23 protein-coding genes are annotated in these 24,953 nt (G+C 72.0%); 11 read left to right on the top strand and 12 right to left on the bottom strand.

Features of this window, described 5'->3' with window-relative positions:
• Positions 1-176 precede the first annotated feature (176 nt).
• A complete protein-coding gene (locus AC07EQ_RS05685) occupies positions 177-428 on the top strand; it encodes a hypothetical protein (protein WP_478386736.1) in 252 nt (83 codons plus the stop codon).
• A 129-nt stretch (positions 429-557) separates the two neighbouring features.
• Here AC07EQ_RS05685 and AC07EQ_RS05680 read toward each other — a convergent pair whose 3' ends face one another.
• Positions 558-1,829, bottom strand: a complete 1,272-nt coding sequence (locus AC07EQ_RS05680) for a cytochrome P450 (RefSeq protein ID WP_478386735.1) — start codon at positions 1,827-1,829, stop codon at positions 558-560.
• Between the two features lie 158 nt (positions 1,830-1,987).
• Between AC07EQ_RS05680 and AC07EQ_RS05675 the strand changes: the two genes are divergently transcribed.
• Positions 1,988-3,466, top strand: a complete 1,479-nt coding sequence (locus AC07EQ_RS05675) for a serine/threonine-protein kinase (RefSeq protein WP_478386734.1) — start codon at positions 1,988-1,990, stop codon at positions 3,464-3,466.
• A gap of 73 nt (positions 3,467-3,539) precedes the next feature.
• Here the strand turns inward: AC07EQ_RS05675 and AC07EQ_RS05670 are convergent, their stop codons facing one another.
• Both AC07EQ_RS05670 and AC07EQ_RS05665 read right to left on the bottom strand, forming a co-directional pair.
• Positions 3,540-6,098: a polynucleotide kinase-phosphatase gene (locus AC07EQ_RS05670; RefSeq protein WP_478386733.1), complete on the bottom strand. Its 2,559-nt coding sequence runs from the start codon at positions 6,096-6,098 to the stop codon at positions 3,540-3,542.
• Positions 6,098-7,492: a 3' terminal RNA ribose 2'-O-methyltransferase Hen1 gene (locus tag AC07EQ_RS05665; protein WP_478386755.1), complete on the bottom strand. Its 1,395-nt coding sequence runs from the start codon at positions 7,490-7,492 to the stop codon at positions 6,098-6,100. The genes AC07EQ_RS05670 and AC07EQ_RS05665 overlap by 1 nt, the downstream gene beginning before the upstream one ends.
• Before the next feature lie 183 nt (positions 7,493-7,675).
• Here AC07EQ_RS05665 and AC07EQ_RS05660 point away from each other — a divergent pair, with 183 nt between their 5' ends.
• A complete protein-coding gene (locus tag AC07EQ_RS05660; RefSeq protein ID WP_478386732.1) occupies positions 7,676-8,245 on the top strand; it encodes a hypothetical protein in 570 nt (189 codons plus the stop codon).
• On the opposite strand, the gene AC07EQ_RS05655 is transcribed toward AC07EQ_RS05660, so the two are convergent.
• From AC07EQ_RS05655 to AC07EQ_RS05645, 3 genes are read right to left on the bottom strand one after another with little or no spacing between them, the layout of a single operon-like run.
• Complete coding sequence (locus AC07EQ_RS05655) at positions 8,242-8,895, bottom strand: response regulator (protein WP_478386731.1); 654 nt, start codon at positions 8,893-8,895, stop codon at positions 8,242-8,244. The two genes, AC07EQ_RS05660 and AC07EQ_RS05655, sit on opposite strands and share 4 nt — an antisense overlap.
• Positions 8,892-10,052, bottom strand: coding sequence for a sensor histidine kinase (locus AC07EQ_RS05650; RefSeq protein WP_478386730.1), 1,161 nt, complete (start codon positions 10,050-10,052; stop codon positions 8,892-8,894). The genes AC07EQ_RS05655 and AC07EQ_RS05650 overlap by 4 nt, the downstream gene beginning before the upstream one ends.
• 6 nt (positions 10,053-10,058) lie before the next feature.
• Entirely contained in the window at positions 10,059-10,949 is an 891-nt protein-coding gene (locus AC07EQ_RS05645) for a PfkB family carbohydrate kinase (protein WP_478386729.1), read from the bottom strand.
• A gap of 216 nt (positions 10,950-11,165) precedes the next feature.
• On the opposite strand from AC07EQ_RS05645, the gene AC07EQ_RS05640 reads away from it, so the two are divergent.
• The 4 genes from AC07EQ_RS05640 (at position 11,166) to AC07EQ_RS05625 (ending at position 15,299) form a co-directional block, all read left to right on the top strand.
• Entirely contained in the window at positions 11,166-12,173 is a 1,008-nt protein-coding gene (locus AC07EQ_RS05640; RefSeq protein WP_478386728.1) for a substrate-binding domain-containing protein, read from the top strand.
• Positions 12,170-13,159 (top strand): ABC transporter permease, encoded by a 990-nt coding sequence (locus AC07EQ_RS05635; protein ID WP_478386727.1) that lies wholly within the window; start codon positions 12,170-12,172, stop codon positions 13,157-13,159. Before AC07EQ_RS05640 ends, AC07EQ_RS05635 begins: the two co-directional genes overlap by 4 nt.
• Positions 13,159-13,968 carry an ATP-binding cassette domain-containing protein gene (locus tag AC07EQ_RS05630; protein WP_478386726.1) on the top strand — a complete coding sequence of 270 codons (810 nt, stop codon included), beginning with the start codon at positions 13,159-13,161 and terminating at the stop codon, positions 13,966-13,968. The genes AC07EQ_RS05635 and AC07EQ_RS05630 overlap by 1 nt, the downstream gene beginning before the upstream one ends.
• Positions 13,969-14,105: 137 nt before the next feature.
• Positions 14,106-15,299: an FAD-dependent monooxygenase gene (locus AC07EQ_RS05625; protein ID WP_478386725.1), complete on the top strand. Its 1,194-nt coding sequence runs from the start codon at positions 14,106-14,108 to the stop codon at positions 15,297-15,299.
• Here AC07EQ_RS05625 and AC07EQ_RS05620 read toward each other — a convergent pair.
• The 4 genes from AC07EQ_RS05620 to AC07EQ_RS05605 all read right to left on the bottom strand — a co-directional run bounded on the left by AC07EQ_RS05620 (position 15,296) and on the right by AC07EQ_RS05605 (position 19,127).
• Positions 15,296-17,176, bottom strand: coding sequence for an ABC transporter ATP-binding protein (locus tag AC07EQ_RS05620; RefSeq protein WP_478386724.1), 1,881 nt, complete (start codon positions 17,174-17,176; stop codon positions 15,296-15,298). The two genes, AC07EQ_RS05625 and AC07EQ_RS05620, sit on opposite strands and share 4 nt — an antisense overlap.
• 75 nt (positions 17,177-17,251) lie before the next feature.
• Positions 17,252-17,422, bottom strand: coding sequence for a hypothetical protein (locus AC07EQ_RS05615; protein WP_478386723.1), 171 nt, complete (start codon positions 17,420-17,422; stop codon positions 17,252-17,254).
• 599 nt (positions 17,423-18,021) lie between these two features.
• Positions 18,022-18,207, bottom strand: coding sequence for a hypothetical protein (locus AC07EQ_RS05610; RefSeq protein ID WP_478386722.1), 186 nt, complete (start codon positions 18,205-18,207; stop codon positions 18,022-18,024).
• 104 nt (positions 18,208-18,311) lie between these two features.
• A complete protein-coding gene (locus AC07EQ_RS05605) occupies positions 18,312-19,127 on the bottom strand; it encodes an IclR family transcriptional regulator (RefSeq protein WP_478386721.1) in 816 nt (271 codons plus the stop codon).
• A gap of 100 nt (positions 19,128-19,227) precedes the next feature.
• Here AC07EQ_RS05605 and AC07EQ_RS05600 point away from each other — a divergent pair, with 100 nt between their 5' ends.
• From AC07EQ_RS05600 to AC07EQ_RS05590, 3 genes are all read left to right on the top strand, one after another.
• Positions 19,228-20,007 carry an enoyl-CoA hydratase-related protein gene (locus AC07EQ_RS05600; protein WP_478386720.1) on the top strand — a complete coding sequence of 260 codons (780 nt, stop codon included), beginning with the start codon at positions 19,228-19,230 and terminating at the stop codon, positions 20,005-20,007.
• Positions 20,008-20,239: 232 nt separating this feature from the next.
• A complete protein-coding gene (locus AC07EQ_RS05595; protein ID WP_478386719.1) occupies positions 20,240-21,130 on the top strand; it encodes an Acg family FMN-binding oxidoreductase in 891 nt (296 codons plus the stop codon).
• A gap of 17 nt (positions 21,131-21,147) precedes the next feature.
• Entirely contained in the window at positions 21,148-22,278 is a 1,131-nt protein-coding gene (locus AC07EQ_RS05590; protein ID WP_478386718.1) for a VIT1/CCC1 transporter family protein, read from the top strand.
• Between the two features lie 4 nt (positions 22,279-22,282).
• Here AC07EQ_RS05590 and AC07EQ_RS05585 read toward each other — a convergent pair whose 3' ends face one another.
• Positions 22,283-23,269: an aldo/keto reductase gene (locus AC07EQ_RS05585; RefSeq protein WP_478386717.1), complete on the bottom strand. Its 987-nt coding sequence runs from the start codon at positions 23,267-23,269 to the stop codon at positions 22,283-22,285.
• A gap of 97 nt (positions 23,270-23,366) precedes the next feature.
• On the bottom strand, positions 23,367-23,684 hold the full coding sequence (locus tag AC07EQ_RS05580; protein ID WP_397525872.1) for a GNAT family N-acetyltransferase: 318 nt from the start codon (positions 23,682-23,684) through the stop codon (positions 23,367-23,369).
• A 74-nt stretch (positions 23,685-23,758) separates the two neighbouring features.
• Here AC07EQ_RS05580 and AC07EQ_RS05575 point away from each other — a divergent pair, with 74 nt between their 5' ends.
• Positions 23,759-24,757 carry a pirin family protein gene (locus AC07EQ_RS05575; RefSeq protein WP_478386716.1) on the top strand — a complete coding sequence of 333 codons (999 nt, stop codon included), beginning with the start codon at positions 23,759-23,761 and terminating at the stop codon, positions 24,755-24,757.
• Positions 24,758-24,953: the final 196 nt, after the last annotated feature.

Raw genomic sequence — 24,953 nt, 5'->3', positions numbered from 1 at the left:
CCGAAGCCGGAGGCGGAGTTGGTGGGGTTGGTGTACGGGTTGACGCCGCGGGCCAGTTTGCGGGCTTCGACCAGTGGTGAGGACGCCGGCTGGTACCGCCGCCCGGGGCTGCTGGCGGGGATCGCGCTGGTCCTGATCATCGCCCTCAACATCATCTTCGGCTGAAAGGAACTGACATGGCGAAGACCTCGGGCACCGTGGGTGCCTTCGACATCCGGGCGGTGATCGCGCTGCTGTTCGGCATCTTCGGCGCGGTGCTGGTCGTTGTCGGCGCGACCGACGGCGCGGACGAGATCACCAAGTCCGGCGGCATCAACATCAACCTCTACTCGGGCATCGGCATGCTCGTGTTCGCCGCCGCGCTCGTGGTGTGGGCCCGGCTGCGGCCGATCGCCGTTCCCACCGGGAGCGACGCACCGGAATCCTGATCCGGGACGCTCCGGATAGCGCGAGGGGTGCCATCGACCGAGCGACTCGGTCGATGGCACCCCTCGATGACGCAGAACGCGTCGCGCGAAGGCAGATCGTGCGGGGCGCCCGTTCTGGTACGGCGGCCGCTACGGGTTGGGGATCGCCACGACCATGTCGCGCAGTTCGTAGCCGCCGATCGCGTCGTTGAACGAGACGCGCGGCTCCTTCTTCATGTGCACGCCGGGGACGGCGAACAGCTTCTTGAGGAAGACGTCGGTCTCCATGATCGCGATGTTCGCGCCGGGGCACTTGTGCGCACCGTCCCCGAAGGACAGTCCCGGTGCGGAGGCGTCGTTGAGGGGACGGGCGGGGCACACGGCGAGCGGCTGGTCGCCCATCGCGCTCGGGTCGGCATTCGTCGCGCTGACCTGGATGTCGATCACCTCGCCGGTCGGCACGGTGACCGTCTCGTCGTTCTCCGCCGGCAGCTCGATCGGTGCCGTGGTGCGCCGCCTGAGGTGACCGACGACCGGTTCCAGGCGCAGCAGCTCGTGCAGGATCGCGAGCCGCTCGGGTTCATCGGCGGCGCGGTAGCGGTCCAGCAGCGGTTCGTCGGTGAACAGGTGCCACGCGGCGAGGTTGACGAACTCGCGGGTGGTGACCATGCCCGCGGCGGCGAACGTGATGCACTCGCCGAGGATCTCGGCCGACGAGCAGCCCTCGTCCAGCAGGTGCGAGATCAGGTCGTCGCGGCGCTGCTTGCGGCGCGCGCGGACGGCGGGCCGGACGTCGCCGAAGTAGATCCCGGACCAGTTGGTGGCCTGCCGCCAAATCCAGTAGAGCCCGTTGAGGCTGGTGAAGCCCGGTTCGCCGAACTCCTCCGGGAAGAACCGCTCCAGCCGGTGCTGGAGGCCGGGGCGGCTCTCGGTCAGCCCGATCACCGCGCACGCCACGTCGATGGCGAGGTTGAAGCTCAGGTCCGACAACTGCGCCTGCCGGGCGCCGCGGAGCTTGTCGAGCTGGGCGTCCGCCACCCGCTCCATCAGCTCCCGGTAGCTCTCGTCCACCCGGCGCGGCGTGAAGTACTTGGCGGTCTGGCGCCGGTGCTCGCGGTGCTCCGGGCCGTCCCGGTACAGCACCGGGCGCCGGACCTTGGCGGGCATCTTCTCGACCGTCTCCACCCCGAGACCGGCCTGAACGGTGTCGGTGCTGCGCAGCGCGGTGCGCGCCGCGGCGTAGCCCCGGATCGTCCAGACGCCGTCGGAACCGCGGCTGACCGGGCAGCCGCCCTCGGATTCGCCTCGATCGATCTTGCGTGCGTTCGTCCCGTCGGTCGACATCGGTGGACCGGTCCTTTCCGCAGCCGGGTGGTCGAACATGATCCACTTCTTGTAGCAGTCCGGGGTCGCCCGGCGCACCGGTCGGGGTCGGTTCGTAGCGGAAACTTCATCGGCGGCACCGGGTGACCGGATCGCTTCCGTAGGTCGCGGTAGGGTGCGGCACTCGGGGTGTTCGGCGCCGTTGTGACTCACCCAATAGGATGACGGCCGATGTCGGTCTTGAGGAGTTACGCACCGTGAAGTGGCAGTTCGGCCCTTACCGGGTGGATGGCTTGATCGCGCGGGGTGGGATGGGCGAGATCCTCCGCGCGTACGACACCCGTCACGACCGCGTGGTCGCACTCAAGCTCCTGGCCGAGAACCTCGCCGCCGACGAGGAGTTCCGCGAGCGGTTCAAGCGGGAGGCGCACGCGGCCGGCCGGCTGCGGGAGCCGCACGTGATCCCGATCCACGCCTACGGCGAGATCGACGGCCGGCTCTACCTCGACATGCGCCTGGTGGAGGGCAGCGACGTCGGGTCGTTGCTCGCCGCGCACGGCCCGATGCGGCCGGCGGACGCGGTGGCGGTGCTGGAGCAGGTCGCGGAGGCGCTGGACGCCGCGCACCAGGAAGGCCTGGTGCACCGCGACGTCAAGCCGTCCAACATCCTGGTCAGCCACAGCGGGTTCGCCTACCTCGTCGACTTCGGCATCGCCGCGTCGCTGCGCGCCTCCGCGACGCTGACCTCCACCGGCTACACCGTCGGCACGCTCGCCTACATGGCGCCGGAGCGGTTCGACGACGGCCCGGTCGACCACCGGGTGGACGTGTACTCGCTGGCCTGCGTGCTGTACCAGTGCCTGACCGGGGCGAAGCCGTTCGCCGGGGACACCGCGGCGTCGCTGATCAACGCGCACCTCAACCACGCGCCGCCGGTGCCGACCGGCGTCCGCAACGATCTCCCGCACGAGTTCGACCAGATCGTCACGCGCGGCATGGCGAAGAACCCGGCCGACCGCTTCGACAGCGCGGGCGAGCTGGCGAGGGCGGCCCGGCAGGCGCTGACCAGCGTCACGGCGGTCCCGCCGCAGTTCGCCGCGCTGCCTGCGGCGCCGAAGCGCAAGGGCGGCGCGCGCTGGGTGTACGCCCTGGCCGGGGTCGGCGTGGTCGCGGCCGTGGCCGGGGTGGCGGCCTTCGCGACCACGATGAACAACGAGCCGGGCCAGGCGATTCCGGTCGGCGTCCCGTCGCCGCTGCTGCCGGAAACGAGCGCGGTGCAGACCTCGGCGCTGCCGACGTCCAGCGCGCCCCCGCCCCCGCCGCCGTCTTCCGCGCCCGCCCCGCCGCCGGTGCAGGACCCCGCGACGTCGGCGCCGGAAACCCAGGAGCCGGCGGAGGACCCGGAGACGCCGCCGCCGAGTCCGGTGCAGACGAAGTGGTGCCAGTCGATCAGCTACGAGGGAGCCGAGCGTGGCACCGGCTGCTTCGAGGCGGTCGGCGACCACCTCTTCGCGCACGACACCAGCAAAGACGGCATGTGGGTCAAGACGCTGTCGGAGACCGACTACGGCCGCAAGGACGAGTGCAAGGACGACAACACCGCCGAAGGGCCGCCGGTCGACTGCAACCTGGACCTGAGCGAGAAGGGCAAGGTCCGGTTCAAGGTCGAGCTCTGGGACGGCAAGACCAAGCTCAGCGAGACCGCCTGGTCGAAGTTCGTCCCGATCGGCCAGTGATCGCGGATCGGACCGCGGGCCACGGCTCGGCCGCGGCGATGCGCGTCGGGTGGCCGCCCGGGGCGTGACCGGCTCACAGCCGCGGGTCGACGGGCTCGGATTCCAGGGCCAGCACGGCGAAAATGCACTCGTGCACCCGCCACAGCGGCTCGCCCCTCGCGACCCGCTCCAGGCCCTCCAGGCCGAGCGCGTACTCGCGGGTGGCGAGGCCGCGCTTGCGGCCGAGGGCCCGCCGGCGGAGGCGCTCCAGGTTCGCCGCCTCGGTGTAGTCGGGCCCGTAGATGATCCGCAGGTACTCGCGCCCGCGCACCTTCACGCCCGGCTGCGCCAGACCGCGCTGCCCCCTGGTGAGGTTCGCCGCCGGCTTGACCACCATGCCTTCGCCGCCGTCGCCGGTCAGCTCCTCCCACCACGCGACGCCCGCCGCCGTCGAACCCGGGTCGGTGGTGTCCACGGCGAGCCTGCGGGTCGTGGCGAACAGCTCCGGGTCGGCGCCGGCGAGCCGGTCCGCCACCGAAAGGTGCCAGCCGTGCTCGCGGTCGTGGTAGGTCCGGCCCTCGGTGGCCAGCACCTGGAACGGCGCGAGCCGCACACCGGTCAGCCCCTCGGTCGGCCAGCAGTACCGGCGGTACGCCTCGCGGTACGCGTCGGCATTCGCCGCCCGCGCAACGGTTTTGGCGTGCAGCTCGGCGACGTCCACGCCGCGTTGCGACGCGGCGGCCAGGATCTCCACGGCGCTGGGCAACGCCGCCGACGCCGCAGCGCCTACCGCGGCGTACTGGTCCATGATCAGGCCGCGCGCCTTCGCGCTCCAGGGCATGAGCTCGGTGTCCAGGAGCAGCCAGTCCGTCGACAGCTCCTCCCACAACCCGGCCGAAGCCGCCGCCGCGCGGACGCGGTCGAGCAGCTCCTCGGTCTGGTCCGGCGCGAAGAACGGCCGCCCGGTGCGGGTGTGCACCGCGCCCGGACCGTCGATGCCGAACCTGGTCGCGCCCGTCGAAGAATCCCGGCACACCAGCACGATCGCTCGCGAGCCCATGTGCTTCTCCTCGCACAGCACGTCCTGCACACCGGCCGCGCGGTAGCCCGCGAAGGCGTCTTCGGGGTGCTCCAGCACGTCGGGGCGGTTCGAGGTGGCCACCGGGGCCATGGTCGGCGGCAGGTACAGCAGCCACCGCGGGTCGATCGCGAAGCGGCTCATCACCTCCAGGGCCGCGGCCGCCCGCTCGGGCTGGACGGCGATCCGCCCGTGGTGCCGGGTTTCCACCGACCGACGGCCCGCGACGTCGTCGAGGTTGAGCACGTGCGGCTCCCGCCGCGACACCGAATCCGCCGCCGGGGGCAGCTCCTCGGGCGGCAGCAGCGGGCGCTTCGGCTCGTACCAGACGTGGTGCGCCCGAACCGAGACGACCTCGCGCTCCGGATAGCGCAGCGCCGTGAGCTTGCCGCCGAAGACGCAACCGGTGTCCAGGCACATCGTGCCGTTCACCCACTCCGCCTCGGGCATCGGCGTGTGGCCGTAGAGCACCATCGCCTTGCCCCGGTAGTCGTTGGCCCACGGGTAGCGCACCGGCAGCCCGAACTCGTCGATCTCGCCGGTGGTCTCGCCGAACAGCGCGAAGCTGCGCACGGTTCCCGACGCTCGGCCGTGGAAGTGCTCGGGCAGCCCGGCGTGGGCGACCACGAGCTTGCCGCCGTCGAGCACGTAGTGGGCCACCAGGCCGTCGCAGAACTCCTCCGCCTGCTTGCGGAACTCCGCGGGCTCGGCCGACAGCTGCGCCAGCGACTCGGCCAGGCCGTGCGCGATCTTGACGTTGCGGCCGCGCAACGCGCGGACGAACTTCTGCTCGTGGTTGCCGCACACCACCAGCGCGGTCCCGGCCTCGGCCATCCCCATCACCAGGCGGAGCACGCCGGGGGTGTCCGGGCCGCGATCGACCAGGTCGCCGACGAACACCGCGCGCCGGCCTTCCGGGTGCGCGGCGCCGATGGCGCGCTGCTCGTCATCGCGCTCGATGGCGTAACCGAGGGATTCGAGCAGCTCCTCCAGCTCGGCCCGGCAGCCGTGCACGTCGCCGATCACGTCGAACGGCCCGGTTTCGGCGCGCTTGTCGTTGAGCAGCGGCTCGATCCCGACGGTGGCCGCCACCACCTCCTCGACGCTGCGCAGCACGTGCACGCGCCGGAAACCCTCGCGCTGCAACGACTTCAGCGACCGGCGGAGTTCGGCGCGGTGCCGCCGGACGACCGGCGCGCCGAAATCCCGGTCGGGGCGGGCCGCGTTGCGCTCCAGGCACACCGACTCGGGCATGTCGAGCACGATGGCGACCGGCAGCACGTGGTGCTTCCGCGCCAGCTCGATCAACGCGGACCGGGGGCTGCGCTGGACGTTGGTGGCGTCGATGACCGTGATCCGCCCGGCCGCCAGCCGCTTGCCCGCGACGTAGTGCAGCGCGTCGAAGGCGTCCGCGCTGGCCGACTGGTCGGATTCGTCGTCGGCGACGAGACCGCGGAAGTAGTCGCTGGAGAGCACCTGCGTCGGCGCGAAGTGGGTGCGCGCGAAGGTGGACTTCCCCGAGCCGGAGGCGCCGATCAGCACCACCAGCGCCATGTCCGGAATGGACAGCCGCATCACGCCACCGCCGTCCTGGTGAACACCGCCAGCTGCGTCGGCGCCCCGGCCTGGGGATCCTCCGGCCCGACGGGCAGGTGCTCGACCGCGTAGCCGTGCCGGTCGGCCACGCCGCAGGCCCACTGCCGGAATTGCGGCCGCGTCCACTCGAAGCGGTGGTCGGCATGCCGGAACGCACCGGCGGGCAGGTTCTCGAAACGCACGTTGTACTCCACGTTCGGGGTGGTGACGACGACGGTGCCGGGCCGGGCGGCGGCGAACACCGCGTGCTCCAGCGCGGCCAGCCGGGGCGGGTCGACGTGCTCGATGACCTCCATCAGCACGGCCGCGTCGAATCCGGCGAGGGAGGTGTCCACATAGGTCAGCGCGGACTGGCGCAGCGCGAGCCGCTCGCGCTGGCGCTCCGGTAGCCGCTCGAAGCGGCGCGCGGCGACCTCCAGCGCGCGGGCCGACACGTCCACGCCGACGATCTCGGTGAACGACGGCTCCTGGATCAGGTCGTGCAGCAGGGCGCCGCCACCGCAACCGAGGTCGAGCACGCGCCGCGCCCCGCTCGCCTTGAGCGCGGCCAGCACGCTTCCGCGGCGCTGCACGGCGAGCGGCAGGTCCCTTTCGGACGTTGCGGTCACCGCCGGTTCGGCCATCGCATCGTCGAGCTCGTCGTCGCCGGACTCGGCCAGCTGCGCCAAGGCCGAGCGCACGTAGGACTTGCGGTGCGCCAGGTACCGGCTGCTGATCAGCTCCCGCTCGGGGTGGTCTGCCAGCCAGCCGTCACCGGCGCGCAGCAGCTTGTCCACCTCGTCCGAGCCGACCCAGTAGTGCTTGCCGTTGTCCAGCACCGGAATCAGCACGTAGAGGTGCTTGAGCGCGGCGGAGACGCGCAGCTCGCCGGACAGCCGCAGGTCCACGTAACCGGAGTCGCCCCAGCCCGGAACCAGCGGATCCAGCGGCACGGGTGCGGCCTCGACCCGCCAGCCCAGCGGCTCGAACAGCCGCGCGGCCAGCTCGGCACCGCCCCGGCACGGCAACGCGGGAACCCCGACCTGCAGCGGAATCGGTGTCTCCGCCAGCTCCGGCCGCGCATCGCAACGCCCGTTCAGCGCCGTCCGGAACACCGAACCCAGCGCCACGGCGAGCAGCGAGCCCGCGGCGTAGGGCCGGTCGTTGACGTACTGGGCCAGCGCGAAGGCGTCGTTCTTCTTGCCGCGCACCAGGTTCACCGGATCGACGTCCAGCAGCAGCGCGGCGGTGCACTCGTCCTCGGCGGCGACCGGGTAGAAGACGTGCGCCGTTCCGCCGGCCACCGGGAAGGTCTGCGCCTTCTGCGGATGCTTGTGCAGCAGGAAGCCGAGATCGGTGGCCGGTCGGTGCGTGGTGGTGAGGGTGACGAGCACGGCCACAGTGTGCCCCAACGCCAGCACCGGCGAACCTCCTTTTTTCAGGTTTCAGACCGGGTACGCAGACGGGCGTACGGCAGGAGTCGCTTGCGGCCCGATGTGCCGGCGGGGGAGCCCGGCCAGGGTTGGTTGCGCGGCACTCGGACCGCCCGGGCGCCGTGGGACCAACGGGAGGCGATCGTGTCGAACCGGCCGGCATCGACCAAGCGCGGTGCGCGCCGGCTTTCGCCGCGCGCCTACAAGTTGTGGACCACGGTGCACCTCGTCGTCGCGTCCGCGTGGCTGGGGGTCACGGCGGCCAAGCTGGTGCTCGGCCTGGCCGCCGTGCTGACCGGTGCTCCGCCCCGCGCGCAGAGCCTGTACCTGGCGGTGGACGCGGTCGACGTGGCGTTCCCGCCGCTGGCGATCGCCACGCTGCTGTCCGGCGTGGTGCTCTCGCTGGGCACCAGGTGGGGCCTGCTGCGGCACTACTGGGTGGTGACGAAGCTGGTGCTGACCGTCGCGGTGATCGTGACCGCGGTGCAGCTGGAAGACCGCTACGTGCGTCGCGCCGTACCGGCCCTGGAGTGGCGGGACGGGAGCACGTTCTTCGACGCCCAGCCGTGGTCGGCCGGGCTCCTGCTCGCCTTGCCCGTCGCCCACCTGATCATGCTGGTGGCGGCGACGGTGCTGTCCGTCTACAAGCCGTGGGGCAGAACGCGGAAACCCGCGGCGCGACCGCCGGTGCGGCAGGAGGCGGTGACGCGCTAGTCGGCGAGGCCGGACTGGTAGGCGAAGACGACGAGCTGGGCGCGATCACGCGCGCCCAGCTTGATCATCGCCCGGCTGACGTGCGTTCGGGCCGTCGCCGGGCTGACCACCAGGCGCTCCGCGATCTCCTCGTTGTTCAGGCCCTCCGCGACCAGGCCGAGCACCTCGCGCTCCCGCTCGGTGAGCGTGTGCAGCTGCGGGTGCGGGCGGCGCGACCGCGGCGCCATCGACACGAACTCCCGGACCAGCTTCCGCGTCGCCGACGGCGCGAGCAGCGCCTCACCGCCGGCCACCAGCCGGATCGCCCGGAGCAGGTCGACCGGCTTGGTGTCCTTCAGCAGGAACCCGCTGGCCCCGCCGCGCAGTGCGGCGAAGACGTACTCGTCAACCTCGAAGGTGGTCAGCACGATCACCTTGGTGTCCGGCAGCTCCGGGTCCGCGGTGATCCGCCGGGTCGCCTCCAGCCCGTCGACGCCGGCCATCCGCACGTCCATCAGGATCACGTCCGGCCGGTGCTCGCGCGCCGCGGCCACCGCCGCCAGCCCGTCCGCGGCCTCGCCGACGCAGGTCAGGTCGTCCTCGTTGTCGAGGAGGGTGCGCAGTCCGATGCGGACCAGGTCCTGGTCGTCGACGATCAGCACGGTGATCATGGATGTCCTTCGGTGGGCAGGCGGGCGTGCACTTCGAACCGTCCGTCGCCGGTGGGGCCCGCGGTGAACTCGCCGCCCAGCGCCGCGACCCGCTGCCGCATGCCGGGAACGCCGAGCCCGCCGCCGTCGCCCGGGGAGCCGGTGAGCGGGTTGGTGACCGTGATGACCAGCGCGTCGGCCGCGTAGTCGAGCGTGACCGACGCGCGCTTGTCGCCGCTGTGGCGCAGCACGTTGGTCAGCGATTCCTGCAGGATCCGGTAGCCGGTCAGGTCGACCGTGGGGGGCAGCTCGCGCGGCTCGCCGGTGGTGGTGAGCTGGACCTGGACGCCGGCCTCGCGCATCCGCTTCCGCAGGTCGTCGAGCCTGGCCAGCCCCGGCGCCGGGCCCTGCGCGGCGGTTCGGCGCACCACGGCCAGGGTCGCGCGCAGCTCCTCCAGCGCATCGCTGCTCGTCCGGCTGATCGCCTCCAGCGCGACTTCGGCCTGCTCCGGCTTCTTCGGCAGCACGTGCAGCGCGACATCGGCCTGCATCTTGATCGCGGCCAGCCCGTGGCCCACGACGTCGTGCACCTCCTGCGCGATCCGCAGCCGCTCGTCGTCGACGCGCTGGCGCAGCGTCTCGGCCCTGGCCCGGGCCGCCGCCTCGCGCTGCAGCCGGACCGCGAGCCCCACCGCGAACGGCACCACGACCCACGCCGAACCCGGGATCACGCCGAACAGACCGGGCAGCGTCCCGCCGCTGGTGAAGATGTGGACCAGCAGCATGAGCAGAGCGGCGAGCGCGGCCGGTACCGAGGTCGCCGGCGGGCGGTGCCTGGCGACCGAGTAGACGGCGATCAGCAGCGCCAGCAGGATCGGGCCGTAGGTGTAGCCCAGCACCAGGTACGTCGAGGTGAGCGCGGCGGCGACGAGCAGCGTCGCGACCGGCCGGCGCCGCCGCAGCACCAGGACCAGCCCGGTGGCGGCCACCAGACCCACGCCGATGGCGTCGACCGGCCGGTGCGCGGCCGCGGTCCAGCGGTCGGCGCCGAGCGTGCCGACGATGCCGACCAACGTGACCAGGGCGGCGAGGACCGCGTCCCCGATCAGCGATTTCATCCCGCGCATGCCCGCAGTTTCCGCGATGTCCGAGCCGTGCGGGTCGTCCCAGGAGCGCACCTCCGCCTACTCCCCCCGACGTAGCAGGAGCTCGGGGAGGCGCCGCAGCCACGCCCGAGGCCCGGGAGTCTCGCACTTCAGCGCGGCGACCGCCGCGGCGCGTTCGATCCTGGCCGGGATGCCCGATCCTGGCTCGCAGGCGAAGAAGCAGTAGGCGCCGTGGAAGACATCGCCCGCGCCGAGCGTGTCGACCGCCTGGATGCGCGGTGGCGGCACCGCGCCGTGATCGCCGTCGTGCCACCACCGCACCGGGCCGCCGCCGTGAGTGGTGATCACGGTCGGCACGCCCTGATCGACGAGGGCTCGGGTCGTCGCATCGGTGGTCGGTGCGCCCGGCACCCGGAAGTCGGCCGAGGCGATGACCGCCTCCGCGCGTCGCAGCAGCGGCCGCATGGCCGGTTTCCAGCGCCCGGCGTCCACCACGATCGGCGCCGATGCCGCGTCGGCGGCCGCTTCGGCGAGCACCGGGTGGTGGCCGTCGAGCAGGACGATGTCGGCCGCCCCGACGAGTTCGGCCAGGTCCGGCGCCCGGTGCACCTGCAACGCGGTGGTGTCGATGCCGACGACCGAGCGCTCGCCGGTGCCGCGGGTGACCGCGACGGCGGACACCGGGGCGTCCGCGGTCCGGTCCTCGGCCGCGTCGACGACGGTGACCGAACAGGCCGCCAGATCGGCCCGGATGACCGCCGCGACCGGGCTGCGGCCGATCGCGGTGACCAGCACCGCCTCGCCACCCACCCCGGCGAACGTCACCGCCGCGTTCGCCGCCGGTCCGCCGGCCGCGACGAACTGGGCGGCCGCGGTGGCCTTCTGGTCGGCGGCCGGGCGCGCGTCGACGTGGTGCACGACGTCCAGGGTGGTCAGGCCGACGAACACGCCGCGCGGTGGGGCAGCCATGCCGCCAGTGTAGGAGGTGATTTCTTCACCCCACCGCATGCGGCCGACGCCGCATTTCGAAATGACCCGTAAGGAATCGGGCACCGCTTCCGTCCTCAATGGGCCGATCCGGTGGCCACCGGGGAAAGACTTGTCCGGCCATGGTCGCGTTCCTACGATGCCGTTGTTGATCGGTCGGAAAGAGCTTTGAACGCACGCCCTCGACGGGGAGGCATCATGTTCAAACGGGGCCTGACGATCGCGGCCGCACTGCTGGCGCTGACCGCGGCGGGGTGTTCGGCCGAACGCGAATGGGGCGGCGGATCGGCGAGCCCGGCGGGCACGGCCAAGATCGGCCTGATCACCAAGACCGACACCAACCCGTACTTCGTGCAGCTCCGCGACTCCGCGAAGGCCGCTGCGCAGGCACGGGGCGCCGAATTCATCGCGCTGGCAGGGCAGTTCGACGGCGACAACGACGGCCAGGTGCGGGCGATCGAGAACTTCGTGCAGCAGGGCGTGAACACGATCCTGATCACGCCGAACTCCTCGACCGGCGTGCTGGACGCCATCGCCCGCGCCCGCCAGGCGGGCATCCTGGTCATCGCCCTGGACACCGCGACGGAACCGGCCGACGCCGTTGACGCGACCTTCGCCACCGACAACTTCGAGGCCGGGCGGCAGCAGGGCACCTACGCCAAGGCCGCGCTCGGCGCGACGCCGCCGAAGCTGCTGATGATCGACGGCACCGCCGGATCGTCGGTCAACACCCTCCGCCACAACGGATTCCTGGCGGGCATCGGCCTGCCCGAAGGCGCGCCGGAGATCCGCGGCACCCAGAACGCCAACGGCGACCAGAACCTCGCCCAGCAGGGCGCGGAGAACCTGCTGGCCCGCACCAGCGACATCAACGTCGTCTACACGATGAACGAGCCGACCGCGCGCGGCGCGCATGCGGCGCTGCAGGCGCGCGGGCTGGCGGGGCCGGTGGTGATGGCGTCGATCGACGGCGGCTGCGAGGGCGTGGCGAACGTGGCCGCCGGGCAGATCCGGGCGACCGTGATGCAGTTCCCGGGCAAGATGGCGGAACTGGGCGTCGACGCAGCGGTGGAGTACGCCAAGACGAAGCAGAAGCCCAGCGGCTTCCACGACACCGGCTCCGTGGTGATCACCGACAACCCGATGCCGGGCGTGCGCAGCGAGACGGTCGCCTGGGGCGAGCAGAACTGCTGGGGCGACAAGTGACGACGCTCCGCGCGCCGGACACCGGCGAGCGGCCGGGCGTGCAGGAGTTCCTCCTGCGCGCGCCCGCGGTCGGGCCCGGGCTGGCGCTGCTCGTCGCCATCGCGGTGTTCTCGGTGTTCACCGACACGTTCCTGAACCCGGACAACCTGTCGCTGGTGGTGCAGCAGTCGCTGGTGATCGCCACCCTCGCGCTCGGCCAGACGCTGATCATCCTCACCGGCGGCATCGACCTGGCCAACGCCTCGGCCGCGGTGCTGGCCACCCTGATCATGGCCAAGCTGGCGCTGGGCGGCGCGCCAGGATTCGTCGCGCTGCTGCTGGGAATCGCGGCCACCGCGGCCATCGGCGCCGTGGTCGCAACGCTGGTGACGCAGGTGCGGCTGCCGCCGTTCATCGTCACCCTGGGCATGCTCACGATGCTCACCGCGGTGGCGAAGCTGGTCGCCGACGGCGAGGCGGTGCCGACCGGCGACGCGCTGCTGACCTGGCTCGGCACCCGCCGCTACCTCTTCGGCGGCATCGAGATCACCTACGGCATGACGCTGGCACTGCTGCTGTACCTGGGGGTCTGGTACGCGCTGACCAGGACCGCCTGGGGCAAGCACGTCTACGCCGTCGGCAACGCGCCGGAATCGGCCCGGCTCGCCGGGATCAAGGTCAACCGCACGCTGCTGTCGGTGTACGTGGTCGCCGGGGTGATCTTCGGGCTGGCCGCCTGGCAGGCGCTCGGCCGGGTGCCCAACGCCGACCCGAACGCCTACCAGCTGGGCAACCTCGACTCGATCACCGCGGTGGTGCTCGGCGGCACGAGCCTGTTCGGCGGCCGGGGATCGGTGCTGGGCACGCTGATGGGGGCGCTGATCGTCGCGGTCCTGCGTTCTGGGCTGACGCAGCTGGGCGTCGACGCGCTCTACCAGGACGTCGCCACCGGTGCCCTGGTGATCGCGGCGGTCGTGGTGGACCGGGTGACGAGGAGGAACGGCTGATGGTGCCCACGCTCTCCGCCCGCGGCCTGGTCAAGCGCTACGGCCGGGTGACCGCCATCGACGGCGCGGACTTCGAGGTCCGGCCCGGCGAGGTGCTGGCCGTCGTCGGCGACAACGGCGCGGGCAAGTCGAGCCTGATCAAGGCGCTGTCGGGGGCGCTGATCCCGGACGCGGGCGAGATCCGGGTGGACGGCGAGGTGGTGCACTTCCGCGGGCCGCTGGACGCCCGCCGCTACGGCATCGAGACGGTGTACCAGGACCTGGCGCTGGCCCCGGCGCAGGACATCGCGTCCAACATGTTCCTGGCGCGGGAGAAGCGGCACCCGGGGCTGCTCGGGAAGCTGTTCCGGAAGGTCGACCAGGGCTGGATGCGGGCCGAGGCGCAGCGGGTGCTGGACGAGCTGGGCATCGCGGTGAAGTCGATCGCGCAGCCCGTGGAAACGCTGTCGGGCGGGCAGCGGCAGGGCGTCGCGGTGGCCCGGGCGGCCGCCTTCGGCACCAAGGCGGTGATCATGGACGAGCCGACGGCGGCGCTCGGCGTGGCGGAGTCGGGGAAGGTGCTGGCGCTGATCGACCGGATCCGGCAGCGCGGCCTGCCGGTGGTCCTGATCAGCCACAACATGCCGCACGTCTTCGAGATCGCGGACCGGATCCACGTGCACCGGCTCGGCCGCCGGGTCGGCGTGGTGACGCCCCGCGAGCACAGCATGAGCCAGGTGGTGGGGCTGATCACGGGAGCACTGGCGCTGCGGGAGGACGGCGACCTGGAGGAGGTCTCGTCCGCGGTGCGCACGGGCCTGGGGGAGTAGCGGCGCGCGGTGCCGCGACACACCACGTGGGCGTGCGACCAACCCGGCGGCGGTGTACAACGAGGGCGTCACGCGGACAACGGCGTGCCTCCCGGTGCGCCTGCGCAGCTGCCCGCCTGTTAGCAGGAGGTCGTGCTGTGAGAATTGTGTGCATCGGAGCCGGCCCCGCCGGTCTGTACTTCGCCATTTCGGCCAAAATGCGGGACGCCGGACACGACATCACCGTGATCGAACGGGACCCGCCTGGAGCCACCTACGGCTGGGGCGTCGTGTACTGGGAGAACCTGCTGGACACCCTGTACCGCAACGACCGGGAGAGCGCGGAGCGGATCCGCGCCGCCTCGACGCTGTGGCAGGAGCAGGTCGTCGCTCTGCGCGGCCAGGACAAGGCATATCTCGGGGGATACGGCTACAGCGTGAACCGAGCGCCGCTGCTGGAGATACTCGCCGAGCGGGCAGCCCAGCTGGGCGTGGACGTCCGGTACGAGCACGCCGCGGAAGACCTGTCGGAGTTCGCCGACGCCGACCTGATCGTGGTCGCCGACGGCGCGAACAGCCGCACCCGGCAGCGCTACGCCGAGGAGTTCGGCACCCAGGTCGACCACGGCCGGAACCCGTACATCTGGCTGGGCACGGACCGGGTGTTCGACATGTTCACCTTCGACTTCGAAGAAACACCCGAGGGCTGGATCTGGTTCCACGCCTACCCCTCCAGCGCCGGCATCAGCACCTTCATCGTCGAATGCCAGGACACCACCTGGCGACGACTGGGCCTGGACCAGATGGGCCCGGAGGACACCGTCGGGCTGCTGGAGCGGATCTTCGCGGGCCAGCTGCGGGGCGGCTCGCTGATCAGCCAGTCCCGCGGGAAACCCGCGGTGTGGCAGCGGTTCACCCAGGTCTACAACCAGACCTGGCTGCACGAGAACATGGTGCTGATCGGCGATGCCGCGCACACCACGCACTTCACCATCGGCTCCGGTACCCGGCTGGCGATGCTGGACGCGATCGTGCTCGCGCAGTACCTGTTCGACCACGGCGACACGACCGCCGCGTTGAAGGAGTTCGACGAGGAGGGCCACGCCCAGCTGCGCCTGGCGCAGACCGCCGCGCGCACCAGCATGGCGTGGTTCGAGAACCTCGACCGCTACGCCGACCGCGGTGCGGTCGACTTCACCTTCGCGATGGCCGGCCGCCACAGCGTGCAGCCGCCGTGGCGGTACCAGCAGCACCTGATCAACCAGAACCTGTTGGTGCGCAAGGGGAAGCGGCTCGCCGGCGTCGGGCAGCGCTGGTTGCGCGCCCGGCGTCGCGGCGAGTCCTGGCGCTAGTTGTTGGGCAGTCGGCCGTCCGGCCGGGCCGGTGCTTCCGGCCCGGCCGGAGTCTCCGGGTGGTGCAGCCGGTAGAGGTGGGCGTAGCCGTTGTTGTTGGCCAGCAGCTCGTGGTGGGTGCCGGCCTCGGTGATCCTTCCCCGGTCGAGGTAGATGATCTGCTGGGCGTCGCGCACCGTGAGCAGGTTGTGCGAGATCACGATGGTGGTGCGGCCGGCCATGAGGCGCCGCAGCGGCGCGAGGATCCGCCGCGAGGCTTCGGCGTCCAGGCTCGTGGTGGGCTCGTCCAGCAGCAGGATCGGGGCGTCGCGGATCATCGCGCGCGCGATCGCGATGCGCTGCCGCTGGCCGCCGGAGAGCAGCCGGCCGCGTTGCCCGACGCGGGTGTCGTAGCCCTCCGGCAGCCGCTGGATGAACTCGTGCGCGTCGGCCGCTTCGGCCGCTTCGACGAGCCGTTCGCGGCTGGCGTCCGGGCGCCCGGCCAGGATGTTGTCCGCGATGGTGCCGTCCAGCAGCAGCGTTTCCTGCAGCACGATCGCGATGTTGGCGCGCAGCGCGGCAATGTCCACTGCCCGCACGTCGGTGCCGTCCAGCAGGATCCGGCCGTGGGTGGGGTCGTAGAACCGCAGCAGCAGTTTGGTGAGGGTCGACTTGCCCGCGCCGCTGGCGCCGACCACGGCGGTGGTCTGGCCGGGAAGGGCGCAGAAGCTCACCCCGTGCAGCACATCGGCGGCGGTGTCGGGGTAGCGGAAGGTGACCCGGTCGACCTCCAGGCGGCCGGTGACCCGCCGCGGCAGCGGGATCGGGTGCGCCGGGTTCTGCACCAGTGGGCGCTGGTCGAGCAGGTCGATGATGCGCTCGGCGCTGGCGGCGGCGGCGAAGACGGTGTTGGACAGCTGGCCGAGGCTGCGGACCGGGGTGTAGAGCTGGGACAGGTAGACCAGGAACACCAGCAGGCCGCCGAGGGTGATCCGGTCCGCCGACAGCTCGTAGATGCCGACGCCGAGGATCGCCATCACGCCGATGACCTCCAGCACGTCGACGAGCGGGGAGAACAGCGCGCCGACCCGCACGGACGACAGCGCGGCGGCGACGTTGCCGCGGCTCTGCCTGGCGAAGCGGTCGATCTCCGACTGCTCCCGACCGTAGGCCTGGATCAGCGGCGCGTTGCCGAGGCTCTCCTCGGCGACGGTGGCGATCGAGCCGCTGCGGCCGCGGACCTCGCGGGAGGCCTCCCGGATCCGCCGCGCGAAGAACTTGGCGACGAACCAGAACAGCGGCGCCCCGACCAGGGACACCAGGGCCAGCAGCCAGTCGAGGTAGAACAGCACGCCGGCGAACAGCAGGACCTTCACCACCGAGGCGAAGGTCTGCGCGACGCCGGAGAGCACCAGGCCCTCGATGGCGGCCACGTCGCCGGTGAGCCGGGACAGCGTGTCGCCGATGCGCCTGCGGTCGAAGAACCCGACCGACAGCGTGTGCAGGTGGGCGAAGACCTTGGTGCGCAACTTGTTCAGGAAGTTCTCGCCGATCCACGTCGCCAGGTACTGCCCGCAGAAGTCCAGCGCGCCGGAGACCAGCGTGATCACCGCGTACGCCGCGGCGATGGCGGGGAAGAGGGAGAAGTTGCGCGGGGTGAGCACGTCGTCGATGAGCACCTTGAACAGCCAGATCGCGGCGGCGTCCAGCAGCGGCGCCACCAGCACCAGCACCAGGCTGAGCAGCAGCCAGCCGCGGTACTGCCGCGCATCCGGCCAGAAGCGGCGGAAGACTTCTCGCAGCCGCACCGTCGGCGCGCGCTCGACGAGTCCTTCAGTGTCCCGGTCGGCCGGCCGGAACAGCCAGTTCACCAAGCCCGGCAAATCCTCACCCCCCATGCACGGGCGTAGCTCCCACCCCCGCGGGGTGGGAGCTACGCGATGACGAAACGGTCCAGTGGACGTCAGGGGTCACTAGCAGCCCCAGCCGCCCCACCAGCCGCCCCAGCCGCCCCAGCCCCAGCCGGAGCCCCAGCCGCCCCAGCCCCAGCCGGAGCCCCAACCGCCCCAGCCCCAGCCACGGCCGCCGCCCCAGCCCCAGTTGCTGCGGAACCGGTCGAACCTGAACGAATCCTTGATCTGCATTCCCATCACCATTTCCGGAATCGATGCACGTCGCGTGCCGAACCGTGCGATCCGACACGCGCTTGCACGCAGCGCTTGGGAATTCCAGTCATCCGCATGCCATCCGGGCAGCTCGATCTGGGCCCTGGATCGAACGTACGCCCGATGGGAGCTTTATGGCATGCGGTCCGGCCGGAAATCTTTTCCCCGCGCCGGGCCACTTCGCCGGTGAGTCGGTCTTCCCCAGTAGCCGATGTCAATTGGCACTGACCTCGGCCGGCTCTTTCCTCGATGTGACCGGTTCCCACCCTAAGCGGTCGACCCGGGGAGGACAAGCCGACTTTCGCATTGGCCGGACGGATTTTTTCGTCTTTGCGGCGCGGCTTCCGGCGGTGCCCGCAGGGATCCGGGTATTTGGTCCCTAGCGTTTTCCAGAGCCCGTTTCCGGTGTTGGGCAAGTGGGTATTGGGTGCGATCCTTTTATATTGCTGTTCGCTTCTTCAGGTGCCGGAAATGAATCATGGCGATGTTTTCGCCCAACACGGATGACGATGGGTTGATAAGTATCTGGCAGCACAGTTGGTGAATGAATTGTCGGCCGCCGCACGGGGCCCGGCCGGTCAGCTGCCGGCGAAGAGGTGCTGGAGGAAGGTGGTCAGCGAGTTGACCATGGCGCTGATCCCCGACACCAGCATGTCGAAGCCGCCCCGGACCACGTCGGCCGCCCCGACCGGGTCGCGCACCAGCAGCGAGCCGCAGACGACGACCAGGAGCACCACGATCACGATCACGGCCTTGCGATTCATGAGATCAGCCTCCTGTCCGGCCCCCGGCGCCGACGAGACCCTACCCGGCCCCCACACGCCGCCTCTCACCCGCGTGGGGGAAGCCGATCACATCCGGCCGCCGATCACAACCGGCCGCGCCGATGCCGCTGGGGGATCGGCCTGGTCAAACGGAGGCTGACGCGGGAGCTGACCTCGCGCAGCAACTCCACCCACTCGGTGGGGTCGTGCCGGTACTGCCCGGACAGCCAGCCGACGCTCACGCTCCCGTAGGGCTCGTCGCGCAGGAAGACCGGCACCGCGAGGGTCGCCACGCCGAGGTCGTACTCGCCGACGGTGTAGGCCCAGCCGTTCGCCCGGACCTCGGCGAACTGCGCCTCCAGCTCGGCCAGGTCGGTCACCGTGCGGTCGGTGAAGCGGGCCAGCGGCCGGTCGGTGAAGATCCGCGACCGCTGCTCGTCGGGCAGGAACGCGTAGAAGGACTTGCTCGTGGCGCCGGCGTGCGCCGGGTAGAGCTCGTTGGTCAGCGGGTAGTCCCGCAGCCTGCCGTCGGCGCCTTCCGCGACCACGACGCAGCGCATGTGCGCGCTGTCCGGCAGCGCCAGCAGGGCGCTGTGCCCGGTCGCCTCGGCGAGCTCGGCGAGCAGCGGCCGCACCAGGATGTCGAGGGCGCCGGCCTGGTCCCACATCCGGCCGAGGTGCAGCGCGGCCGGGCCGATCCGGTACCGGCGGTTCGCGGTGTCCTGAACCAGGAAACCGCGGTGCGCGAGCGTCGCCAGCAGCCGCTGCGCGATCGAGGTGTGCAGGCCGAACTCGGTGGCGACCTCGGTGACACCCCACTCCGGCCTCGCCCGGTCGAAGGCCAGCAGCACCTGCAGGGCGCGGTCGGCGGTCTGCGGCAACCCCGGCGGCGTGCGCCGGTCCGTCTCGAAACCCGACATGGACCCATTCTGCGGCCGCCCCGCCAAGTGGGTGCCGCGGCGGTGTTCGCTGTGCGAGGCTCGGGAGAACGACGACGGAGTCGAGTTCCCTGGAGCATCGATGAGCAACCCGGAGTACCAGCACCTGCTGACCGAACAGGACGGTGCGACCGTCCGGATCACCATGAACCGCCCCGAGACCCGCAATTCGCTGTCGGCGGGGCACCTCGCCGAGCTGCGCCGGGCCTTCGAGGCGGCCGCCGAGACGAAGGCGACCGGGATCGTGCTGGCGGGCGCGGGCCCGGTGTTCAGCTCCGGGCACGACTTCGGCGACATGGCCGACCGGGACCTGGCCGGGATGCGCGAGCTGCTGCGCCTGTGCGAGTCGCTGATGCGCACCATCCACGCGGTCCCGCAAGTGGTGATCGCGCGGGTGCACGGCCCGGCGGTCGCGGCCGGCTGCCAGCTGGTGGCCACCTGCGATCTGGCGGTCGCCGCCGAGTCGGCCGGGTTCGCGCTGCCCGGTGGCAAGGGCGGCTGGTTCTGCCACACCCCGGCGGTGCCGGTGGCTCGCTCGATCGGCCGGAAGCGGCTGATGGAGATGGCGCTGACCGGCGACCTGGTCGACGCCGCGACCGCCGAGCGGTGGGGCCTGGTGAACCAGGTGGTGCCCGACGCGGAGCTGGACGCGGCCGTCGAGGCGCTGCTGACCCGGGCCACCCGCGGCAGCCGGCACGCCAAGGCGGTCGGCAAGCAGACCATCTACGCGCAGCTGGACCGGCCGGAGGCCGACGCGTACGCGATCGCCACCGAGGTGATGGCGGCGACCTCGCAGACCGCGGACGCGGGCGAGCGGATGCGGGCGTTCCTGGAGAAGCGCCCCCCGGCCTTCGGCGACTGAAGGGCTTCGCTCTCGAAGCGGCGCAACCGCTCGGCTTCGACCGCCGTGACTTTCTGCTCTGGACCGATCAGCCCGGTCGTGCGAACGATGGTGGCCCGTCCGGAGTGCGTGAGGTCGTGGTGGTGGTGTTCGGTTCGATCATCGGGAAACGTCCGCGAGGAGCGCGCCGCAGGTTCGGCGACGGGTGGTTGCCGCGCCTGCCGCGCCGCGTCCGGCGGCTGTTGGCGCTGGGATGACACGCGTCTCGGCACCGTCGTACGACACCGTGTGCTCGGCGCTGTCCTTGGCGTGCCGGGCGCCTTCCGCGCACAACTGCCAACCGTGGCGGTGGCTGCTCGCCGAGCGATCGGTGCAGTTGTTCCTGGACCGGTCCCGGTTGCCCGAGGTGCTCGACCCGACGGGGCGCGCGCAGGTGATCAGCTGCGGCACCGTGCTGCACCACGCGCGGATCGCGTTCGCCGCGCTCGGCTGGCGGGCGCTGGTGCACCGGTTGCCGAACCCGGCCCAGCCGGGACACCTGGCGTCGATCCAGTTCAGCCCGCGCGATCGGGTGGCCCCGGAGCTGGTCGCGCTCGCCGGCGTGGCGGGGCAGCGGCGCACCGAGCGGCGGTCGTTCCGGTCGGAGCTCGTCGCCCCCGAGCTGCTGTCGGAGCTGCACGCCGCCGCTGAGACGGAGCACGGCGTCCTGGTGCGGGCCGCCGAGCACCGTTCGGTCGTGCTGGAGTCGTTGCGGCGGGCCGGGCAGTTCCGGGAATCCGCCGCGTACCAGGGCGCGATCGCGGGGCTCGATGATCCCGAGCCGGTGCTCCCGGTGCTCGGCGACGAGGCAGTGTTCGCGGTGCTGGCCACCCGCGGCGACGGTGTCGACAGCTGGCTGGCGGTGGGGGAGGCGCTGAGCGCGGTCCTGCTGGCCGCGGCGCGCGACGGCCTGGTCGGCTGCCCGCTGAACCACCTCGGCGAGGTCGACGAGGAGCGCGATCGGGTCCGGGAGACGGTCCTCGGCGGGGCCGGCCACCCCCAACTGGTGCTGCGGCTGGGCTGGCCGGCGTCCGAGGCACCGACGCCGCCGACGCCGCGCCGGGTGCTCGCGGATTCGATGGAGCTGCTGCCCATCCGGCGCTGAAAATCCACAGTGGACGTATGCTTCGAGTGGAAGACGGCGATCTCTGCTGGGAGGCTTGGCGCGTGCAGGACGGCGGATCTCGAGCGGGCAAGGCCGATGCGCGGTCGGTGCGCCGGTGGCGGCGACGGCTCGCCGACGAGCGCGAGGAGGCCGAGGTCTACCGGGAACTGGCCGCCCGCCGCTCCGGTGAGGAGCGGGAGATCCTGCTGGGCCTCGCCGAGGCCGAGGCACGGCACGCCGCTCATTGGGAGGCGCTGCTCGGCGACGAGGTCGGGCCCGTGCGGCGCGGCCAGTTCCGGATGCGGCTGCTGGTGTTCCTGGCCCGGCGGTTCGGGTCGGTGTTCGTGCTCGCCCTGGCGCAGCGCGCCGAAAGCCGCTCGCCGTACGGCTCCGACCGCGACGCGCCGCCGGCGATGGCCGCCGACGAGCGGATCCACGAAGAAGTCGTGCGGGCGTTGGCCGCGCGCGGGCGCGCCCGCGTGTCGGGCACCTTCCGGGCGGCGGTGTTCGGCGCCAACGACGGCCTGGTCAGCAACCTGGCGCTGGTGCTGGGCGTCATCGGCGGGAACGTGCCGACCTCGACGGTGCTGCTCACCGGCCTGGCGGGACTGCTGGCCGGCGCGCTGTCGATGGGGGCCGGCGAGTACATCTCGGTGCGCTCCCAGCGGGAACTGCTGGCCGCGGCGGCCCCGAATCCGGAAGCCCGCAGCGTGGTGCCCTACCTCGACGTCGACGCGAACGAGCTGGCCCTGGTCTACCGGGCCCGGGGGATGTCGGCAGAGGAGGCCCAGCGCCGCGCGGACGCGCTGCTGCGCAATCCCAAACCGGCGGTGCCGCCGGCCGACAAGCTCGCCGACGACCACGAGGTCGTCGGAACCGGCACGAAGGCGGCGATCTCCAGCTTCGTCTTCTTCGCCTCCGGCGCGCTGGTCCCGGTGCTGCCGTTCGCGTTCGGCCTCTCCGGCGGCCTCGCCGTCCTGGTCGCCGCCGTGCTGGTGGGGCTCGCGCTGATGCTCACCGGCGCGACCGTCGGCGTGCTCTCCGGTGCGGCACCGCTGCCCCGCGCCCTGCGGCAGCTCGCCATCGGGGCGGGGGCAGCGGCGGTGACCTACCTGCTCGGGTTGGTCTTCGGCGCGACCGTCGGGTGAGTGGTCACCGGTCCAGCCGGGCCATCCCGGCGGGCGTGTAGCGCTCGCCGGCGGCGGCGCCGGGCGGGAACTTCGCGGACAGCTCCGTCACGACCGCCGGGTCCAACCGCGTCGTGGCGGCGTGGATGTTGGCCTCCACCCGTTCGATCCGGCGGCTGCCCGGGATCGGCACCACGTCCTCGCCCTGGGCGAGCAGCCAGGCCAGCGCGAGCTGCGCCGGGGTGATCCCCAGGTCCGCGGCGCGCTCGCGCAGCGGCCGGGTCAGCTCGATGTTGTGGCGGAGGCTCTCCTCCTCGAAGCGCGGGTACCGCTTCTTACGGACTTCGAGGTTCTCGACGTCCGAGATGTCGCTGAACGCGCCGGTCAGCACGCCCCGGCCCAGCGGCGAGTACGCGACGAGCGCGACGCCGAGTTCGCGCAGCGCGGGCAGCAGTTCGGCCTCCGGGTCGCGGGTGAACAGCGAGTACTCCTGCTGCACCGCGGTGATCGGGTGCACCGAATGGGCGCGGCGCAGCGTGTCGGCGCTGATCTCGGAGAGGCCGAGGTACCGCACCTTGCCCGCCTGCACCAGCTCGGCCAGCGCCCCGATGGTGTCCTCGATCGGCGTGGTCGGGTCGAGCCGGTGCAGGTAGTAGAGGTCGATGCGGTCCGTGCCCAGGCGGGTGAGGCTGGCCTCGACCGCCTGGCGGACGTACTCGGGGCGGCCGCCGCCGGTCTCCTTGTTCGAGCCGAACTTCGTGGCCAGCACGACCTCGTCGCGGCGCTTCGCCAGCAGGCCGCTGATCAGCTCCTCGTTGTGCCCTTCGCCGTAGACGTCGGCGGTGTCCAGGAAGTTGATGCCGAGGTCGACCAGCTGGTCGAGCAGCCGGGCCGACTCGGCGTCGTCGGCGGCGCCGTAGACCCCGGACAGGCCCATCGCGCCATAGCCGATGGCGCTCACCAGCGGGCCGCTGCGGCCCAGTTCGAGGCGGGGCAGGGACGGTTGCGACACGTGCGCTCCGATCGGTGTTGTCTCGATTTCCGGTCCGCCACCAGCCTAGGCCCGCCGCGCGGAGCGGTTCACCATCCGGACTGACCACAAAGGACTGTCAAAGTTCGAACTCGGCGCGCTTGTCGGCGGGGACGAGGTCCTGGTAGTCGGGGTGCGTGCTGATCCAGCGGCGGACGAACGGGCAGTACGGCAGCACCGCGAGGCCTCGCTCCCGGACGTCGTCCAGCGCCGTGCGGACGAGCGCGCTGCCCAGGCCGCGGCCCTCGAACCGGGAGTCGATCTCGGTGTGCACGAACGCGATGGACTTGGGGCGCAGCCGGTACTCGGCGAAGCCGGCGAGCTCGCCGTCGGCGCGGATCTCGAACCGCTTGGCGTCGGGGTTGTCCACGACCTCGGGCTTGGTCGGACTGGTCACGTTCTGCCTCCACGAGCGATCGGCATCGGTCCCGTCGATTGTGCACGCAGCGCGGGATGGGGGAGGCTGGCCGGGTGAGCAACGTGGAACACGATCCGGCCGAACTGCGCTGCGGCGGCGTGGCGACCGCCGCCGGGCGGGAATGCGAACTCCTCGAACCGCGCACCGTGCCGCTGGGCGGCCCGCGGGCGATGATGGTGGGCCGGACCCTGCCGAATCGCGACCGGCGCATGGTCGGCGCCTGGTGCTTCGCCGACTTCTACGGTCCGGCCGACATCGCCGGCGCGCCGGGCATGCAGGTGCCGCCGCACCCGCACACCGGCCTGCAGACGGTGAGCTGGCTGCTCGACGGCGAGGTGCTGCACCGCGACAGCCTGGGCAGCGAACAGCTGGTGCGGCCGGGCGAGCTCAACCTGATGACGGCCGGTTTCGGCATCTCGCACTCCGAGGAGTCGCCGGTCGGCCACGGCCCGGTCCTGCACGGCGTGCAGCTGTGGGTCGCGTTGCCCGGAGACCGGCGCGACGTCGCCCCGCACTTCGAGAACCACGCCGACCTGCCGGTGCTGTCCACGACGGACGGTGCCGTGACGGTGCTGATGGGCGCGCTCGCCGGCGCCGAGTCGACCGCGCGGACCTACACGCCGCTGGTCGGCGCGGACCTGTCGATCGCGGCGGGCCGCACGCTGCGGCTCCCGGTGGAGCCGGAGTTCGAGCACGCGGTGCTGGCGGTCTCCGACGGCGTCTCCGTCGACGACCGGCCGCTGGCCAGGGGCAACATGCTCTACCTCGGGCGCGGCCGGGACGAGCTCTCGGTGCGGGGCGACGGCCCGGCGCGGGCGATGCTGCTCGGCGGCGTCCCGTTCGAGGAGGAGATCGTCATGTGGTGGAACTTCGTCGGGCGCTCGCACGACGAGGTCGCCCAGGCCAGGGCGGAGTGGGAGCACGGCCGCGTGGCCGCCGACCCGGACGGCCGGTTCGGGGTCGTGCACGGCTACGGCGACCCGGCGCTGCCCGCACCGGAACTGCCGAACGTCGAGCTGCGGGCCCGGGGCCGAACGCGCCGTCCGAGCTGAGCCGCGGAGTTCACCGCCGGTCCGGCCGGGCATCCACTTCGGCCGGACCGGCGCGTTGAATCCACAGTGGACGGTTCTGTGGTCCGCAGTCGCCGGCGCGAGTCAACTGACGTTGTGCACGGTTCGCGCCGCCGGTGTGGACACGTTGCCAACTTTCCTCGCGCTGCGCGCTGGCCGAGACTCGGGGCTTCGGACG

Source organism: Saccharopolyspora sp. NPDC045839 (assembly GCF_056431645.1).
Note: the sequence above shows the minus strand (reverse complement) of the source record. Positions and strands in the feature narration are given on the sequence as shown.